Below are 16,741 nucleotides of genomic sequence, written 5' to 3'. Positions count from 1 at the left end.
AGAAGGAAAGCGATAATCGACTTGCCATGGCGCTGGTCATTGCCACTGGCATGTTATGGCAATACCCTCCGCACTCAGTTTTGGCGCAGGCCTTGATGCTTGATCAAGCAATGGCCCTAAGCTGGCCAACACTCTCTAAGTGGTTATCAGTCGCAATCTGTCTGCTGGTTAGCAGTCAGCGTTATGCTAACCACTCCCGCGTTTACGCGGTTATGACTATCTTCGATAGGAGTGTATCAGTCATTGCTAACACTATTTTTGACAAGAGAGTCTTAAGGAGTAACTGCCAACTTTCGATTAAAGGCCAAATCCAAAGCCGAACGCTTGGCACTAAATTGTACTCTGGCCCACATATGTCTAATTCAATTTAACAGCCATCGTAAAATTTGTTCACCTTCAATTCACTATTAACAATATTACCAACGCCGACTGATCGTGAAAGTTGAACAAAACAATTCAGGGCTCTAAGTTCTTGCGATTCTAATATTTTATCCCCCAAATATACGTAAGTACTTAGCATAGTCGAATTGTTTGGATAATCAGTAATCATAAACCCATCAACATTCATTGCAGCCTTTATGTGTTCAGGTTTAATACTCATAGAACCGTCAAGCACATATAAATCAGTATTCGGGATGTTTGTTTCAACTTTAGCCGATGCAACTCCCGCGAGAACAGCCTTACTCATTACAATTGAATTCGCTGATTTAACAGCGCCTACAAACCCATCTAGGGATGCTATACGTGCATCGCTACTTATGTTTAAAAATTTTGGAGCTGCGGCGACCGCAAGGATCCCCAATATAATGATAACAACCACCAGCTCGATGAGTGTAAAGCCCTTACTTTTCAATGTTTTTTTAACTCCAATCTTCTTCTCGATGTAAATAGAACGTTTGAACTTATATTATTGTCACTCCGCTATTTTACAGCATCGTCCAAATGGCGTATATGATATTTATGCCTTGGAAAATCATCTTGATAGCTTGCGTAAATAACCGCCGCTATAGTCATTCTATTAAGTATTTAGCGCTTCCCGTAGGGTGGCTTTCAAAGCACTGAATGAACAGGTATTTAATACAATTGGTATTACTTTGTACGGCATGTTAAAGCAATAATTGAAGTACGAGAACCTAGAGTAGTGGCAAAGTCGACAATAACATTTTGTGTTGACCTCACAGCGGGTTAACAATGGCATTTGGTCGTAGACAGAAATGATGGCTTTCGCCAAAGGATATAAATTTAAAAGCTCCACTTATAGTGAGTACATTCATAAGCCCTGCGATAAATTCAACACTCCGATATGTTAATCACGGTGACACCTATTACTAGGTGCTTAACTGTCGAAAACCGACTATTGATTTATTCCCTGCCAGTGAAAACCCTTAGATTTAAGAAAACCAAGGACGATCATATTCCTTTGCACTAAAGCAAGTTAAACTAACATTATCATTGGGATGGTAATTAACTATGCAAACTAAACATACAGCTGAATTAAACCTGCTTTGGGGAACATTAATCTTAGAGGAGCTTGCTCGTCTAGGGGTCAAACATGTCTGTATGGCGCCGGGGTCGCGCTCAACCCCGTTAACCCTTGCTGCGGCTAAGCAGGACAAGCTATGCCAACATCTGCATTTTGACGAAAGAGGCTTAGGCTTTATGGCGCTGGGCATTGCCAAGGCCAGTGGCGCGCCAGTGGCTATTATTACCACCTCTGGCACCGCAGTGGCTAACCTTTACCCCGCTATTATTGAAGCTTGGCTAACCCAAGTGCCACTGATTGTGCTTTCAGGCGATCGTCCACCAGAGCTTATCGACTGTGGCGCTAACCAAGCGATGACTCAGCCCGCTATTTTCGCTCAATATGCCAAGTCACTAAACTTGCCCACGCCAGACAAGAGCATTAGCCCAGCGGCATTACTGAGCTCAATCGATGATGCCGTCAGTAACCAAACACAACCCGTGCATATAAACTGTATGTACCGCGAGCCACTCTATCCAGCAGCGCCTCAAGCAGACTTTAGTCATTACTTAAAGCCGATAGCCCAATGGCAGCAAACTAAAGCACCTTATATTCAGTACGCAGCCCAAACTGCTTCACAATTGCCAACCCACGATGCGCTAGCAAGGTTTGTCCATGGTAAAGGCATTATTGTCGCGGCGACACTGGCTCCAGAGCATCACCCCGAGCAACTGATCGCATTGTCGATAAAGCTCGGCTGGCCCATAGTGACCGATGCACAATCGCAACTGCGACAAAGCAGTGCCGCCATTGGTAATATCGACCAATTATTACTGCAACCTAAGTCGCAAGCTCTGCTAGCACAGGCCGAAAAAGTGATTGTGTTTGGCGGGCGTATCTTGTCAAAACGCTTGAGCAGTTATTTGAGCGAGCATAACTGGAAAGACTACTGGCAAGTATTGCCGCAGCAACAAAGACTCGATCCTAACCATAAAGCTAAACAGGTATGGATTGCGCACGCTAACACCTTTAGCGCGCTACCTTGGCCACGCTCATCTCAGGCTCAATGGGCCTTAGCATTAGTGCAGCAGAATGAAGCGCTAGAAACCTTATACCAGCAGCAAATTGATCATGCTCAATTCGGTGAGGCGCAAGCCATACGAGCAATTGCTAAACGCCAAACGAGCCAGCACCAGCTATTTATTGGCAACAGTTTGCCTGTCAGACTATTTGATATGTTTGCCCCTATTAGCGCAGAACACGCCACGGTCTTCACCAATCGTGGTGCTTCAGGGATAGATGGCTTACTCGCCACCGCATGCGGCGTTGCCATTGCGGAAAAAAAGCCAACCACACTGATTATTGGCGATATTTCACAACTACACGATCTCAACTCTCTGGCGATTGCGCGCAGCGTCACCAGTCCGTTAATCATTGTGATCCTCAATAATGATGGCGGTAACATTTTCAATCTGCTGCCAGTGCCAAACGAGCAGCTACGAACCGATTACTATCGTTTGTCCCATGGGCTTGAGTTTGGTTTTGGTGCGGCAATGTTTGGTTTAGCCTACAACCAAGTTGAAGATCTCGATGACTTTATCGAGTCTTACGAATATGCCATGACCTACGCAGGGCCGTCAGTCATCGAGGTGAGCGTTTCGCAAAACCAAGCCACTGATCAGATAGCGCATATCGCGACTTGGGTGAAACAAAGCTGATGTTGGCATATCAATGCCAAGGTAACCCCAGCATGCCAGCAATGGTGCTGCTGCATGGTTTTTTAGGCAGTAAAGCCGATTGGTCCGCGGTGATAGAGGTGCTCGCGGAGCAATATTATTGCATTAGCATCGATCTACCTGGCCACGGCCAGAGCCTTAACCATACATTGCCAACACCAGGGTTTGATGCCTGCACCGCACTTATCCAGCAAACACTGTTACAGCTTAAGGTTCAGCAGTATCACTTGGTTGGTTATTCGCTCGGTGGCCGTATTGCGCTGCACCTTGCGCGGCAAGCCCCCGAGAATATTTTGAGCCTAATACTCGAGTCGTGCCATCCAGGCCTTAAATCTGCAGATGACAGAGCCGCAAGAAAAACCAGTGATGCACTGTGGGCAACTAAATTAAATAGCCTGACTATCGAGAATTTCTTAGCGCTTTGGTATCAACAAGCCGTATTTGCCGACCTTAGTGCCAGCAAACGTCAAGCAATGATCCAGCAGCGCCGTGGTAACCAAGCCTTAGCCCTAGGCAATTGTTATCAAGCCACGTCACTTGCTGAGCAAGCTGACCTTTGGGACACTCCAGCGATAATATCTGCACCATGCTATTTTATTGCCGGTTCTGACGACCAAAAATTTCTCTCACTCGCGACTCGTTGGCAGCAACAATATCCCATCGCTATGTATGCTGTTGCGGCTAGTGGCCACAATATCCATAGCGCTGCACCCATTGCGTTTAGCAAACAAGTATTACAGCTGCTTAAGCCATCGTCATTTAATCCATCATCCAATAGGCCCACTTAATGATCCTCACTAAACTTAGCCTTCATCAATACACTATTGATCTCGATAGATTATTGCCCGTGGGTAAGCAACGCATCGATGAGCGCCATGGTTTGGTGCTCTGTGCGACTATAAATTCCGGTACCGATGAGCGCACTGAGCAGGTGGAGATTGCACCGCTTTCTGGTATTGATGTCGATGGACATCAGCTCACCGGTTTTAGTCAGCACTCTCTTTTGCAAACGAGTGCACAACTCAGTGAGTACCTAGCAGCGCTGCATCAACAGCCTGCCGATAAGTTGCTTGATTTTGCCGATACAAGCGAACAAAACGCCATAGCCTATGGTTTAAGTTTACTGCACGCCAAACTGATGGGCTCACTCGATGGACACAGTCTTGAAGTTCGCACCATTCCGTTAATTTACCGAAACCAGGATGAGCCGTTAACTGCAGTTGCCGAGCGCGTAACCGCGCTGGCTAACAACATTCACGCCGTTAAAGTCAAAGTCGCACAAACGTCCCTTGAAGATGAGATCCAGCTGATCCATCAGATCTTAGCCATACGTCCCGATTTAAAACTACGGCTCGACGCAAACCGTGGTTTTGAGTTGCAACAAGCCATCGAGTTTATCGCCTGTATCCCTATTCATGCGATTGAGTACATTGAAGAGCCTTGCAAGCAGCCTGCCGATAACCCAATATTTTATAACGCGATTGGAGCACCTTGGGCACTCGATGAGTCACTCAATGACCCACACTACCAGTTTGAGATGCAAGCTGGGCTCAGCGCTATTATCATCAAACCTATGCTACTGGGTAGCTTACAGAAGTTGCAGTCTTTGCAGCATTTGGCCACTGAACACGGGGTTCGCTCAATATTAAGCTCAAGTTTGGAAGCCAGTTTAGGTATTGCAGCCCTCAGCCGTTTGGCCAGCATTATGACTCCAGATGAGGTCCCAGGGATCGACACATTAAGCGCATTTAGCCAGGACCTAGTACAAAGTACAGGTAAAGCAAAATGCCTGCAGCTAAGCGATCTGCAACTACTACTAGCGTTGGACTAGACCCTTATGCCGAACCGTCCTGCTAACGCCCTTATCCTGTCACCTATTCATCAGATTGCTACGCAACGACCTGATTCAATCGCCTATAAGATTAGCGGCCACGCCGTCAGTTATCAGCAGCTAAGCCAGTACGTCGTCGCTATTGGTGAGCAGCTTAAGCAAGCAGGGCTGCAGCAAGGGAATAGAGTCGCTTGTATTGCCAATAATAGCCCCGAGCTACTCAAGCTTTACTGGGCATGTGTCGACCACGGTCTACTGTTTTGCCCAGTCTCACCACGTTTTGCACAAAAGCAGCTAATCGAATTAATCCAAACTCATCAATATCGCTATTGTTGGCTATCCAATAACACCCAAGCCCTATTACCAGATCTAAAAGCTAAACTGCTAACACTGGGCCAAGATAACACTCGCTTGCTAGAATTTGAGTTTGGCAAAACAAGTCCTCAGCAGTCGCTCAAGATCGATCCTGCGCAAGCAGTAGATGCCATTCTCACCTCAGGTAGTACTGGCTTACCCAAAGCCGCGGTGCATAGCCTGCAGAACCATATCGCCAGTGCCAAAGGCGCTAAAACGCTGATCGATATTATGGAGACAGATAGCTGGTTACTCTCGCTGCCGCTGTTTCATATCGGTGGGCTGGCTATTCTCAATCGTTGTGCACTCGTGGGTGCCTGTGTGGTATTTGAAGATAAATCAATCACCCTCGCCGAGCAGTTAACCAGAGACCAAGTCAGCCATTTGTCATTGGTCAGCGCGCAACTGCAGCAGTTACTGAGCGCTGACACTCACTGCTTCCATCACGTCAAAGCGATGCTGTTAGGTGGTGGCGCGATTTCAGCCGATCTACTCAACCAACTTGCAGTGCTCAATATTAACGCCTTTACCAGTTACGGCATGACCGAGATGGGCTCACAGATCACCACTGGCATCGCCCGTGCTGATAGCTCAAGCGGCCAACTTTTACCTCAACGAGAGTTAAAAATAGTCGACGGTGAGATATGGCTAAAAGGCGACTGTTTGTTTCTTGGCTACCTTGGTGTCGATGGCCTTAATAAGCCACAGGACACTTCATTAGAGATACAAGGTTGGTTTCGCAGTACAGACTTAGGACATTGGGATAAAAACGGCAATCTGTGCATTGACGGCCGTTTAGACAACATGTTTGTTTGCGGTGGTGAAAACCTGCAACCTGAAGAGATTGAAGCCGTGTTAAAGCAGCACCCTTTGATTGCTGATGCCATCGTCTTCGCTAAAGCTGATGACAAGTTTGGTCACTTACCTGTAGCAATTATCAAACTTGCTAATGATTTAGCAAGTCAGCCGTCAGAAGCAGAGTTAACAGAGTTTCTCGCCGACAAAATTGCCCGCTTCAAGCGGCCAAGATATTATTACCCGTGGCCAGATGTCGCTACAGTAGGGATTAAAGTGGTGCGTAAACAGATTATAGAAGCGGTTAAAGGCTAGCGTCACCTAAGCGGCGCCAAAACTGTTAGCTATAATGTGTAGCGTTGTAAATAAAATCATAACCAACTTTTTTAAGTAAGTTTAAACGCCTTGCTAGACTACAAATTACAAATCATTTCGAATCGGGAACCACCACGTTTTTAAGTTTTCTTTGTCTGAACGACTTAGCACAAGAGTTTCCTGAGCTTCAGTTTCAACATTAAATAAATATGACTTACTAACGAAACTTTTGAGATTACGATCAAAGGCCTGTATTTCTAGCTTGTATTCACCTGTTTGTAAGGCAACATCGGAAATACCTTCGGATGTAGTTCCCAAACTAGCAAATCTTAAATAGTGCTGTGTTCCTGATTTTCCATGAACTAAAATTGGACTTGCTGTCCTGCCTGCTCCCCAAGCTTCACCTTTATGAGAATTATCTTCGGCGAAGTCTTGCCAAAACAGCTCCCATTGTTGTTTTGTTGGCGATGTTAAAAGAATTTTAAAATCAGTGATTGTTCCTGAATTAGAACCTTCATTTATAACTGTAATTGGAACATACATTGCAAAGTTTGAAGGCATGTAATAAGCCCAAACTTTGTTATCAATGTAAATATCAATTTCGGCTTTGCTGTTACTTAATCTATAACCTAAAGCGGTACCCGCCAGAGCACCAACTATTGAGCCGCCCGCACCTAATAATGATGCATATAATGTAGGATCCAACGGAACTCTCCTTAGTAGCCTAACGCATATTCAATAGCAGCTCGATAACGTTCTTGGCTGCACGATTATTCCGTTCAACGGTAGCACTGCTAAACTATTGTTGTAAATAGCTTATTTATACAATAATCACCAAGAATAGAGTGTATTCAGGCCGGAGAAAGAGAGTCTGTTTCTTTACGGGGTCTATGTATCAATTTTTACTATTTTGCAATAGATTGATATATGGGGATTTTCTCAAACATTATAGAATTACCTGTGCATAAAAAGTACATTTTGGAGCGGTAATGACTCAGCTTCAGCCTAAAGTGGTTCCAATTGCTTGCAGCATGCGTATGTGCAGACACTTCTTAGGCACGCTGCAAGTACGTCCCTGTAAGCTCTACGATGGCATCCATGCCATCAAAGGCCTAAGTCGTATCTACACTAGGTTAGAAAAGCATGGATCTCAGCATTTGTATTAGAAATAAGAACCCAAAACTTAATATGCACACCAATCCAACAGAAAACACCATTCCCCATCGAAGTTGCCGAAGTACGTAGATAAAAATGTCGTAGAACCATCATGGATGATGGTTCAGGCTCGGGGGGACATGGATGTCCCATCTGAGCCGTTAGGCGATTTTTGTAGGAGTATGAGGCCTGTACTTAATGCATGTAACTTCGTCGGGGCGTCATGGTGGATGCAAGGAGGATAAGGACGAGCAGTCCTCCTTGCCCCGGTGTGGGATGGAATCCCACGACTTTGGTCAAGCAAAGCTTGATTCCCCCTGACGTCTGGAATACATTTCAGACATAAAAAAACCTGCCGTAGCAGGTTTCAGTCAGTGCAAATAAAAAGCCTTAAGCCTCCATTCGCCCTTTTAGTTTGTTCATGGCATTCTTTTCAAGTTGTCGGATTCGCTCTGCCGATACTTGATAAGTGGTCGCTAACTCTTGTAGCGTTGTTTTATCTTCATTTAACCAACGAGCCTGAAGAATGTGCTGACTACGCTCATCAAGTGTTTTGATAGCTGAAAGCAGGCGCGTTTGATTATTTTTTTCCCAGTTATCATTTTCAACTTGGTTAGCCAAATCAGATGAATGATCTTCAAGATAATGCATAGGTGCATAGTCTTTCTCATCATCGTTATCGCTGGCCAAATCAAAAGCGGGATCTTGGGCTGCCATGCGTGATTCCATTTCGGTCACGTCAGATTTTGCAACACCTAGGCTTTCTGCAACCATGCCTACTTCATTATCCGTAAACCAGCCAAGACGCTTTTTAGTTTTACGAAGGTTAAAGAACAACTTACGCTGTGCTTTTGTGGTTGCGACCTTAACTATGCGCCAGTTTTTAAGCACATATTCGTGAATTTCTGCTTTGATCCAATGAACAGCAAATGACACCAAGCGAACACCCACATCTGGGTCAAAACGCTTAACGGCTTTCATCAGGCCAATATTGCCTTCTTGAATTAAATCGGCTTGCGGTAAACCGTATCCAGAATAGCCTTTTGCAACATGTACCACGAAGCGCAAGTGCGACATAATCAGTTGTTTCGCAGCTTGTAGGTCACCGGTTTCCTGCAGACGCTTCGCCAGCTCATGTTCTGTCTCTGCATCCAACATAGAAATTCTATGCGCAGAGTGAATATAAGACTCGAGGCTTCCACTACTTTGAGGAACCATTAGTGCCATTGTTTGCGTTTGATCTGTCATTCACGCTCCTGCTACTTATTACTAATACTACGGTCTAACTAAACCTGAAAATCACACCTCTATTGAGATGGACCGTGAACTATCGACTAATTGACAAAATATGTCAACCATCGGCGTTATCTAATACGGTTGAATTTTCACACCTACATAGAGACAACGCAAATGAAGGATAGTTCATCTTTGCCTTTGCGCCTCATCTATACCTAATATATAACTATGAAGGTTCAATAGCCCGCAAATGTTGGCGTACGGAGAGGTATGAGCCAAGCCAACCTAAAAATGAAGCTAATAGAACCAGTTGCCCAAGCTCTGTTAATGTCAGTGATTCCATATGCAGCTGGCTGCCATACAAACCAAGTAACTCAGCCAGTGCGGAGTCTAAATACCATACCAGTAAATTAATAATCACCCAGGCTAATATGCCACCAATGATACCAAACCAAATACCGGTATAAAGGAATGGCCTTCGTATAAAGGCTTCCGTGGCACCAACAAGCTTCATCACCTCGATTTCGGTACGGCGGTTCATAATAGCGAGGCGAATAGTGTTACCTATAACAAGCACAACCGCTAACACCAGTAGCGCTGCAATCGCCAATACCGTGCGTTCAAGTAAACGCACTACGGCTTGTAATCGTTCTAACCATTCAATATCAAGTCGACCAAAACTCACTTCAGCTTCTTGCTCCAGCTTTCTCAGCAACTCGCGCGCGCCCGTAGCACTTGAATATTTAAGACTGGGCGTCACCATCACGACAGCTGGAAGTGGGTTAACATCTAAATAGGATAATGCTTCACCAAAGCCTGAAAGCCGTTGAAACTCTTCTAGAGCTTGATCACGATTAATATAATTAACCTCTGCCACTTCGGGGTAAACTTTGAGCCGAGCGATCAAACTTTGAATACTTTTTTCACTGCGCCCTTCATCGACAAATAACGATATTTCGGCAGCACTGTTCCATGATTGAGTGATAGTTTCGGCATTTTTAACCAGCACTTGCAACGCAGCTGGCAAACTGAGACTGACTCCAAGTACCGCCATCGTCATTAATGATGAAATGGGATTGCGCCATAACTCACCTAAACTCGCCATAGCGTGTTGGATATGGCGAATAAAAAACATCACTATTTGACCAGATATGGGTAGTTTGCTGCGAGTTAACTGAGGTTGCTTATTCATCATAATCCTCAGTAGGCACCTAAATTGTCAGATTGATCTAATTCTTGAGCGCCAAGCACACGACCTTGCTTAAGCGTGAGTGTGCGGTATTTCATGCGTGCGATAAGACCTAAGTCATGCGTTGCGATCAATACCGTGGTACCTGAATCATTAAAAGTTTCAAACAGGCGCAGTATGTCCATCGATAATTTAGGATCTAAGTTACCCGTGGGTTCATCGGCAAGTAATAGCGGCGGCTTATTCACAATCGCTCGGGCAATACCGACACGTTGCTGTTCACCGCCTGAAAGCATGATGGGATGATGTCGTTCTTTACCATAGAGGCCAACCATATCAAGTGCACCAGCCACTCGCTTACGGATCTCTCCATGGGAAAAACCTTCAATAATTAACGGTAGTGCGACATTATCAAATACACTCTTTTCCATTAATAGGTGATGATTTTGAAAAATCATCCCGATATCCCGACGTAAATAAGGCACTTGAGCACGGCGGAGCTTAGCAATGTCATGACCGTTAATTGACACCTTGCCGCCATTAGCGCGTTCAATTACCGTGATCAACTTAAGCAAGGTACTCTTACCCGCACCAGAGTGACCAGTAAGAAACGCCATTTCGCCACGCTTTAAATGAAAGCTCACATCCGATAGCGCTTTTTGCCCGCCGGTATAAACTTTACTTACTTGCTCAAATCGAATCATTAATTAGATTTCTTCGTCGTCGATATCGCTATTAAGGTTTATAAACTAACGCTATTTTGTGTCTATGTCGTCTTTTGATTGACTAAACAGTGCTTCAATAAAGTCTTTTGCATCAAAAGTACGAAGATCGTCAATCTGCTCACCAACACCAATATGACGAATAGGAATACCAAATTTGTCAGCAATTGCAAAAATCACCCCGCCTTTTGCGGTGCCATCTAGCTTACTAATAGTGATCCCTGTGACTCCCACAGCCTCTTGGAAAATTTTTGCTTGGTTAATCGCATTCTGGCCTGTGCTTGCATCTAGGGTGAGCATCACTTCATGCGGGGCTGCTGGGTTCTGCTTTTTCATCACACGCACGACTTTCTTTAATTCGTCCATCAAGTGTGCTTTGTTTTGTAAGCGACCTGCGGTATCGGCAATCAGCACATCAACCTTACGTGCCTTTGCGGCTTGCAGAGCATCAAACAACACTGATGCACTATCGGCACCCGTATGCTGTGCTATTACCGGAATATCATTACGCTGTCCCCACACTTGCAGCTGTTCAACGGCTGCTGCGCGGAAAGTATCACCCGCCGCTAGCATGACTGTTTTACCTTCAGCTTGATATTGCTTAGCCAGCTTGCCGATAGTCGTGGTTTTACCCACACCGTTGACACCGACCATTAAAATAACAAACGGACCATCTGCATTTTCTGGAATTAGTGGAATTGATACCGGATCTAATATTTTTTGCATCTCATCACGCATCAGCTCATACAGCGCTTCACCATCTTTGAGCTGTTTGCGACTGGCCTGCTCGGTTAAATTTTTAATCAAGCGGGTGGTGGTTTCAACACCGACATCAGCGATCAGTAGCTGCTCTTCTAACTCTTCAAAAAGATCGTCATCAATCTTTTTGCCGCTAAATAAACCAACAAAGCCACTACCAATACTTGCACTCGTACGCTTTAAACCACGTTTAAGTCGGGCAAATAATCCCTCTTTTACCGGCTTAGCTTGCGGCTCTGGTTGTTGCTCTGTTGCTATATTGTCAGCTTGTGCAGCTTGCTCAGCAGCAACTGTTTCAACTTCTGCCTGCTCGGCGGCAATACGTGCAGCTTCTGCGGCTTGCTCGGCAGCAACTATTTCAACTTCTGCCTGCTCAGCGGCAATACGCGCAGCTTCCGCTTCTGCGGCTTGCTCGGCAGCAACTCTTTCAACTTCTGCCTGCTCAGCGGCAATACGCGCAGCTTCCGCTTCTGCGGCTTGCTCGGCAGCAACTGTTTCAGCCTCTGCCTGCTCAGCGGCAATACGCGCAGCTTCCGCTTCTGCGGCTTGCTCGGCAGCAACTCTTTCAACTTCTGCCTGCTCAGCGGCAATACGCGCAGCTTCAGCTTCTGCGGCTTGCTCGGCAGCAACTGTTTCAGCCTCTGCCTGCTCAGCGGCAATACGTGCAGCTTCCGTTTCTGCGGCTTGCTCGGCAGCGACTGTTTCAGCCTCTGCCTGCTCAGCGGCAATACGTGCAGCTTCCGTTTCTGCGGCTTGCTCTGCAGCGACTCTTTCTGATTCAACGAGCTCTGCAGCAACGTTATCAGCTTCAATTTGTTTAGCGTCAGCTTGCTCAGTTTCAGCCGAAGCTGATACGTTTAACTCTGCTTCAGCTTCCTGTGGTTGTTCTGTAGATTTATCCTTGCGGAACCAGGAAAAAAAACCTTTCTTTGCCATGTGTTTTACCGATGCTCAAATAGCTGTACATAAATGCGTTAGGAGGAGGACGTTATATCAAAAGCATGGCAAAATTACGCTGCTTAAAGCAGCAAAAATATAACCGAATCGTATGTACACGACGGCTTTTTACCTTTTAGTGATGCTTTGATATAAAATAACGACCTTAAATCAGACGCTATAGTCTACCACTTTCTGCCATAAGGCAAAATCACGAGGACACCATGGTCAAAAAAATACTCTCAAGTGGCCAAGTAAGGATTATTTCTGGCCAGTGGCGATCACGCAAACTGCCTATTCATGATCTAGAAGGATTGCGCCCCACGACTGACCGAGTGCGTGAAACCTTGTTTAATTGGATAGCAAACGATGTACGTGGCGCCAGAGTGCTGGACTGTTTTGGTGGTAGTGGTGCGCTGAGTTTAGAGTCTTTGTCACGATACGCTGCCTATGCCCGAGTATTTGAGCTACAACCGCAGGCGGCAAAGCAACTCGTTGCAAACTTAACGACGTTAAAGTGTGACGACGCCGATGTGATTAAGGGCGATAGCTTAAAGCTATTAGCGACAACGCCTGATAAAGGCTTTGATATTGTATTTATCGACCCGCCTTTCAGAAAGTCACTGACAGAGAAAAGTATCCAATTGCTAGATCAGCAACAATGGTTACTCGCTGACGCACTTATCTATGTTGAAACTGAGTCTGAATTAGCACAGCTTGATGTGCCCGCGAGTTGGACACAACTTAAAGAGAAAAAAGCAGGACAAGTGATCTATCGTTTATATCAATACAGTCCGCAGCAGGAAACTGACGATACACAAGGTGTTGAGGAGAGTGTTTAAATGAAACTGGTTTTGCTGTTAGGAAAGCTAGCCACCGCCTTGGCATGGTTAATGATGTTTTATAATCTAGCGGTGCCATTTGACGGAAACATTGCCGTTATTTTGAATATTCTTCTGGCCGTGACAGTGCTTATGCACAGCTTCCAAACGATGATCTTTCACACTATTTTTAAAAGCCTAATAGCGTTAAAAAAGAGCGATTATCTACAAGTGTTTATTTTCGGCGTCTTTAGCTTACTGCAATATCGCCAACAGGTTTTGGCTCAACAAAAAAGCTAGAACGGTTAACAGCCGAAATATACGAAGTCGACAAGTGCTTAGACGGGCGCTTCGCTGACGGCAAAGCAAAGGATACTCAGCAAGCTGCATATTCTTTGCTATTTCGGTTATTCCTAGCCTATGCCTCAACCCTATCCGGCTTCACCATCTCAGTTCCATCCAGCTTCACCATCTCAGCTCTATCCGCTTTACCGTCTCAGCCCTATCGACTTACCATCTCAGCCCCACCGCCTTTACCATTTCAGCCCTATCCGGCTTCACCATCTCAGTTCCACCCGGCTTTACCGTCTCAGCCCTATCCGGCTTCACCGTCTCAGCTCTATCCGGCTTCACCACCTCAGTTCCATCCGGCTTCACCACCTCAGTTCCATCCGGCTTTACCGTCTCAGTTCCATCCAGCTTCACCATCTCAGCTCTATCCGGCTTCACCACCTCAGTTCCATCCGGCTTTACCATCTCAGCCCTATCCGGCTTCACCATCTCGGTTCCATCCGACTTACCGTCTCTGCCCTATCGATTCCCAAATAACAGCCACAAAAAAGCCCCGTGATATTTCTATCATGGGGCTTTAAGCTGTGAATGCTAGCTCATCTAACTTGCATTCATAGTGCTTGTTGTTTACTGAGTCTTATTTAACGTAAACGTGAGCAACGCCTTTGTGGCAATCAACACAAGTCTTACGCTTATCATCAGCTTTCTTGAAGTTGTTAGCGTGCATTCTCTTCGCCATCTTCTTCATTGCTTCAGGTTGGTTTTCGTAAATACGAGTATGACAGTGCTGACAGTTAGCTGAGTCATTGCCTTTAAAGTACTTAAGTGCGTGATCGGCTTGCTCTTTACGATTTTCATCCAACCATGCTTGAGTATTGAAACCATCGATAGTCATGAAACCATATAGGTCTTTAGACACAATAATTTTCTTAACTAGGTACTTAACTGGATTGTGCGGTAAGTGACAGTCTTGACACTGCACAGTAACACCTGCGCGTCCTCCGCCGTGAGCAGAAGCCATCACTTCATCTTTCAATGAATGATTGCTATGGCAGCTCATACAGAACTGATCTGAACTTGTTGCATGCAAAGTTTGTTGTGTCGCAAAATAACCTACAACACCAACTACGATACCAACGACCAACAATGCTAGAATCGAAAATTTTGCGCTAGGTTTAAATAGTGCTCGCCAGTTCATCACTCATCTCCAAATATTTAATTTTTATATCGATGTAAGTTTTACTTCATCTCTATTTATGCGGTCTAGTATAAACCATATCCTACTGATTAATCTGGGACTAAAAGTGCAAAATGAGACATGGCTCTAACTCTCTCAACTGAATCAAAAATTGCTCACTATATATGCGCTTTCACTAAAGTTAGCCTAAAGCCTTGTTTATCGCAAGGATTATGTCTTATCGGCTTGATAATGCGGTATTTAACGCATTTAATTGAGTTTTTCAAGATGTGAAAATGAGTCAGAGTTCAAACAAATATAAAAAATATATGTGTAGCCTGAAACTAATTACCTAGTAGCAAGGTCTATCTAGTTACATCATCATTATTTGGAAAAGTTGAACATGTGCAAACGCATCGCATATTTAGCATTACTCATCTCACTGGTCGGGCAATTTTTGCTTTCACCAGCGATGGCTATGCCTAAATTTTTGCATGCCAGCTCGCACGCTTCCCAACATGTTCAGCAAATCGAACTAACTCAGCTACCGATAAACCCAGTGTTGATAAGCTCAATAGCCGTTCCCCATCAAGATACACCCAGCTGTGGTAGCGCCATGCTAAGCATTAACACGAGCATGGTTGATTGTGACGCATTGTGTGAGGTGTTAGGCATGGGTGATTGTGTATCACACTGTGTTTCTATCCCCGCTATTATTGCACAAGCTCAGCTCAACCTCGGCTCTCAACAAGCGGGACAGAGCCTACAAACCATATTTTGGTCTCCTCAAACTGCGGAACAAGCATCAATTAACCCACCACCGATCTCACTGCAAGCTTAACCTTAAATCACAAGCGCTCAGCGCAATTTACATCTATGTAATTTATCCATAGGCATTCAGCCCATGGTTACCGGTTTTGTTTGGAGTTTATTATGAAAAAATTTATCAGCGTTATCGCACTTTCTCTTGCCAGTTTCACCAGTATGGCAGCCTCTGTTTCTTTTCCTGAATCACTTGAAGTACTCGGAGTGAATGGGTTAAATAATGTTGACAGTCGATACCTGCAACTGGAGAACGGTCAAAACTTAATTGAGCTACAGTACCGCGATCTTTTTGAATCAAATGCCGATGACTCTAATTGGGTCCGCTCTGAACCGCTATATCTCTATATCGATCTGGAAACGGCCGCTAACTATGAGGCGATCACCCCGAGTATTTTATCTGAAGAGGATGCTTACCAGTTTATCAACTCGCCTTATATTAAGTTAACCGATGATAGCGGTAGCGAGAAACAGGTCGCATTGATGACTCATAGCCAACTGATGGCTAAAATATTACTGCAAAAATAGCAATCTAGCTCCCGCAGCTGTTAACACATTGATAAAGTGAATTTGTGAACTTTATCAATGTGTAACTTTTTTGCTGTGTTAGACTAATCAAAGCACATTACTTGGAACCATCATGTTTAGCATCCTTCGCCGTCATACATTAATAGCCTTTACGCTACTCGCTTTGTTGAGTCAGCTAATGCTATCTAATGGATCATTGATGGTACCGAATGCGATGGCTGATGATATGCCAATGATGAGCATGCAAGATGGGGCTGAATGCCACCAACAGCAAATAGATAGCAACACTCATTGCTGTGATTCTGATGAGGATACGCAAATGCTTCCCGGCAACTCTAAGAATTGCTGCAACGGCAACGGATCATGCCAGAGTGATTGTAACCATTGCTTGGTAATTTCAGTAACAGGTTCACTGTTTAATGTGTTGTCATGGCCTGGCAACAACACCTCCGATATTGCAATGGCCACTCCAATGCCTCATTTCCACTCTATCTCATTGCCACAAGATTTAAGACCTCCAATAGCGTAAATCGAGACGCCCCCCTGTCTCTACATTTTTAAAACGTTATTTATTCTTATTAAGCAATTATTTAAGCCGTTAATTGTTTTGTG

Annotated in this window: 19 protein-coding genes; 11 read left to right on the top strand and 8 right to left on the bottom strand. The window is 44.9% G+C overall.

Annotated elements, in window-relative coordinates; genetic code table 11:
• The first annotated feature begins 26 nt into the window (after positions 1–26).
• Positions 27–371 carry a hypothetical protein gene (locus tag CXF83_RS03320; protein WP_101090724.1) on the top strand — a complete coding sequence of 115 codons (345 nt, stop codon included), beginning with the start codon at positions 27–29 and terminating at the stop codon, positions 369–371.
• On the opposite strand, the gene CXF83_RS22940 is transcribed toward CXF83_RS03320, so the two are convergent.
• Positions 368–853 (bottom strand): type II secretion system protein, encoded by a 486-nt coding sequence (locus CXF83_RS22940; protein WP_101090725.1) that lies wholly within the window; start codon positions 851–853, stop codon positions 368–370. The two genes, CXF83_RS03320 and CXF83_RS22940, sit on opposite strands and share 4 nt — an antisense overlap.
• Before the next feature lie 617 nt (positions 854–1,470).
• On the opposite strand from CXF83_RS22940, the gene menD reads away from it, so the two are divergent.
• The 4 genes from menD to menE are packed head-to-tail and all read left to right on the top strand — an operon-like array spanning position 1,471 to position 6,493.
• The gene (menD, locus tag CXF83_RS03310) at positions 1,471–3,180 is read left to right on the top strand and encodes a 2-succinyl-5-enolpyruvyl-6-hydroxy-3-cyclohexene-1-carboxylic-acid synthase (RefSeq protein ID WP_101090726.1); all 1,710 of its coding nucleotides are present in this window, start codon (positions 1,471–1,473) and stop codon (positions 3,178–3,180) included.
• Complete coding sequence (gene menH, locus CXF83_RS03305; protein WP_101090727.1) at positions 3,180–3,986, top strand: 2-succinyl-6-hydroxy-2,4-cyclohexadiene-1-carboxylate synthase; 807 nt, start codon at positions 3,180–3,182, stop codon at positions 3,984–3,986. Before menD ends, menH begins: the two co-directional genes overlap by 1 nt.
• Positions 3,986–5,029 (top strand): o-succinylbenzoate synthase, encoded by a 1,044-nt coding sequence (gene menC, locus CXF83_RS03300; RefSeq protein WP_101090728.1) that lies wholly within the window; start codon positions 3,986–3,988, stop codon positions 5,027–5,029. The genes menH and menC overlap by 1 nt, the downstream gene beginning before the upstream one ends.
• Before the next feature lie 6 nt (positions 5,030–5,035).
• Complete coding sequence (gene menE / locus CXF83_RS03295; protein ID WP_101090729.1) at positions 5,036–6,493, top strand: o-succinylbenzoate--CoA ligase; 1,458 nt, start codon at positions 5,036–5,038, stop codon at positions 6,491–6,493.
• A 105-nt stretch (positions 6,494–6,598) separates the two neighbouring features.
• On the opposite strand, the gene CXF83_RS03290 is transcribed toward menE, so the two are convergent.
• A complete protein-coding gene (locus CXF83_RS03290) occupies positions 6,599–7,198 on the bottom strand; it encodes a hypothetical protein (protein WP_101090730.1) in 600 nt (199 codons plus the stop codon).
• Positions 7,199–7,482: 284 nt separating this feature from the next.
• Between CXF83_RS03290 and CXF83_RS22445 the strand changes: the two genes are divergently transcribed.
• Positions 7,483–7,659 (top strand): hypothetical protein, encoded by a 177-nt coding sequence (locus CXF83_RS22445; RefSeq protein ID WP_157822903.1) that lies wholly within the window; start codon positions 7,483–7,485, stop codon positions 7,657–7,659.
• A gap of 379 nt (positions 7,660–8,038) precedes the next feature.
• Here CXF83_RS22445 and rpoH read toward each other — a convergent pair whose 3' ends face one another.
• From rpoH to ftsY, 4 genes are all read right to left on the bottom strand, one after another.
• Positions 8,039–8,896: an RNA polymerase sigma factor RpoH gene (gene rpoH / locus CXF83_RS03285; RefSeq protein ID WP_101090731.1), complete on the bottom strand. Its 858-nt coding sequence runs from the start codon at positions 8,894–8,896 to the stop codon at positions 8,039–8,041.
• 214 nt (positions 8,897–9,110) lie between these two features.
• Positions 9,111–10,076, bottom strand: coding sequence for a permease-like cell division protein FtsX (ftsX, locus tag CXF83_RS03280; RefSeq protein ID WP_101090732.1), 966 nt, complete (start codon positions 10,074–10,076; stop codon positions 9,111–9,113).
• Positions 10,077–10,084: 8 nt separating this feature from the next.
• Positions 10,085–10,777, bottom strand: coding sequence for a cell division ATP-binding protein FtsE (ftsE, locus tag CXF83_RS03275; protein WP_101090733.1), 693 nt, complete (start codon positions 10,775–10,777; stop codon positions 10,085–10,087).
• A gap of 51 nt (positions 10,778–10,828) precedes the next feature.
• A complete protein-coding gene (gene ftsY / locus CXF83_RS03270; protein ID WP_101090734.1) occupies positions 10,829–12,490 on the bottom strand; it encodes a signal recognition particle-docking protein FtsY in 1,662 nt (553 codons plus the stop codon).
• Positions 12,491–12,714: 224 nt separating this feature from the next.
• Here ftsY and rsmD point away from each other — a divergent pair, with 224 nt between their 5' ends.
• Entirely contained in the window at positions 12,715–13,332 is a 618-nt protein-coding gene (gene rsmD / locus CXF83_RS03265) for a 16S rRNA (guanine(966)-N(2))-methyltransferase RsmD (protein ID WP_101090735.1), read from the top strand.
• Positions 13,333–13,611 carry a DUF1145 domain-containing protein gene (locus tag CXF83_RS03260; protein ID WP_101090736.1) on the top strand — a complete coding sequence of 93 codons (279 nt, stop codon included), beginning with the start codon at positions 13,333–13,335 and terminating at the stop codon, positions 13,609–13,611. It abuts the gene before it with no gap.
• Between the two features lie 210 nt (positions 13,612–13,821).
• Here the strand turns inward: CXF83_RS03260 and CXF83_RS03255 are convergent, their stop codons facing one another.
• Together CXF83_RS03255 and CXF83_RS03250 are read right to left on the bottom strand one after the other, a co-directional pair.
• Complete coding sequence (locus CXF83_RS03255; protein ID WP_101090737.1) at positions 13,822–14,091, bottom strand: bacteriophage T4 gp5 trimerisation domain-containing protein; 270 nt, start codon at positions 14,089–14,091, stop codon at positions 13,822–13,824.
• Positions 14,092–14,239: 148 nt separating this feature from the next.
• Positions 14,240–14,800, bottom strand: coding sequence for a NapC/NirT family cytochrome c (locus CXF83_RS03250; protein ID WP_101090738.1), 561 nt, complete (start codon positions 14,798–14,800; stop codon positions 14,240–14,242).
• Between the two features lie 382 nt (positions 14,801–15,182).
• Here CXF83_RS03250 and CXF83_RS03245 point away from each other — a divergent pair, with 382 nt between their 5' ends.
• The 3 genes from CXF83_RS03245 (at position 15,183) to CXF83_RS03235 (ending at position 16,658) form a co-directional block, all read left to right on the top strand.
• Positions 15,183–15,620 carry a hypothetical protein gene (locus CXF83_RS03245; RefSeq protein WP_101090739.1) on the top strand — a complete coding sequence of 146 codons (438 nt, stop codon included), beginning with the start codon at positions 15,183–15,185 and terminating at the stop codon, positions 15,618–15,620.
• Positions 15,621–15,712: 92 nt separating this feature from the next.
• Positions 15,713–16,129: a DUF2057 family protein gene (locus CXF83_RS03240; RefSeq protein WP_101090740.1), complete on the top strand. Its 417-nt coding sequence runs from the start codon at positions 15,713–15,715 to the stop codon at positions 16,127–16,129.
• A 112-nt stretch (positions 16,130–16,241) separates the two neighbouring features.
• On the top strand, positions 16,242–16,658 hold the full coding sequence (locus tag CXF83_RS03235; RefSeq protein WP_101090741.1) for a hypothetical protein: 417 nt from the start codon (positions 16,242–16,244) through the stop codon (positions 16,656–16,658).
• Positions 16,659–16,741: the final 83 nt, after the last annotated feature.

The sequence above is a fragment of the Shewanella sp. Choline-02u-19 genome, assembly GCF_002836205.1.
Taxonomy (GTDB): Bacteria; Pseudomonadota; Gammaproteobacteria; order Enterobacterales; family Shewanellaceae; genus Shewanella.
This window is presented reverse-complemented; position numbering and strand designations above follow the sequence as displayed.

Excerpts from the sequence above, each read along its gene's own strand:
- ftsE (WP_101090733.1), bottom strand. The coding sequence starts at position 10,777 with ATGATTCGATTTGAGCAAGTAAGTAAAGTTTATACCGGCGGGCAAAAA.
- CXF83_RS22445 (WP_157822903.1), top strand. The coding sequence starts at position 7,483 with ATGACTCAGCTTCAGCCTAAAGTGGTTCCAATTGCTTGCAGCATGCGT.
- menE (WP_101090729.1), top strand. The coding sequence starts at position 5,036 with ATGCCGAACCGTCCTGCTAACGCCCTTATCCTGTCACCTATTCATCAG.
- CXF83_RS03320 (WP_101090724.1), top strand. The coding sequence starts at position 27 with ATGGCGCTGGTCATTGCCACTGGCATGTTATGGCAATACCCTCCGCAC.
- menC (WP_101090728.1), top strand. The coding sequence starts at position 3,986 with ATGATCCTCACTAAACTTAGCCTTCATCAATACACTATTGATCTCGAT.
- ftsX (WP_101090732.1), bottom strand. The coding sequence starts at position 10,076 with ATGAATAAGCAACCTCAGTTAACTCGCAGCAAACTACCCATATCTGGT.
- CXF83_RS03240 (WP_101090740.1), top strand. The coding sequence starts at position 15,713 with ATGAAAAAATTTATCAGCGTTATCGCACTTTCTCTTGCCAGTTTCACC.
- CXF83_RS03260 (WP_101090736.1), top strand. The coding sequence starts at position 13,333 with ATGAAACTGGTTTTGCTGTTAGGAAAGCTAGCCACCGCCTTGGCATGG.
- rpoH (WP_101090731.1), bottom strand. The coding sequence starts at position 8,896 with ATGACAGATCAAACGCAAACAATGGCACTAATGGTTCCTCAAAGTAGT.
- CXF83_RS03250 (WP_101090738.1), bottom strand. The coding sequence starts at position 14,800 with ATGAACTGGCGAGCACTATTTAAACCTAGCGCAAAATTTTCGATTCTA.
- CXF83_RS03245 (WP_101090739.1), top strand. The coding sequence starts at position 15,183 with ATGTGCAAACGCATCGCATATTTAGCATTACTCATCTCACTGGTCGGG.
- rsmD (WP_101090735.1), top strand. The coding sequence starts at position 12,715 with ATGGTCAAAAAAATACTCTCAAGTGGCCAAGTAAGGATTATTTCTGGC.
- CXF83_RS03255 (WP_101090737.1), bottom strand. The coding sequence starts at position 14,091 with ATGGTGAAGCCGGATAGGGCTGAGATGGTAAAGCCGGATGGAACTGAG.
- menD (WP_101090726.1), top strand. The coding sequence starts at position 1,471 with ATGCAAACTAAACATACAGCTGAATTAAACCTGCTTTGGGGAACATTA.
- menH (WP_101090727.1), top strand. The coding sequence starts at position 3,180 with ATGTTGGCATATCAATGCCAAGGTAACCCCAGCATGCCAGCAATGGTG.
- CXF83_RS03235 (WP_101090741.1), top strand. The coding sequence starts at position 16,242 with ATGTTTAGCATCCTTCGCCGTCATACATTAATAGCCTTTACGCTACTC.
- ftsY (WP_101090734.1), bottom strand. The coding sequence starts at position 12,490 with ATGGCAAAGAAAGGTTTTTTTTCCTGGTTCCGCAAGGATAAATCTACA.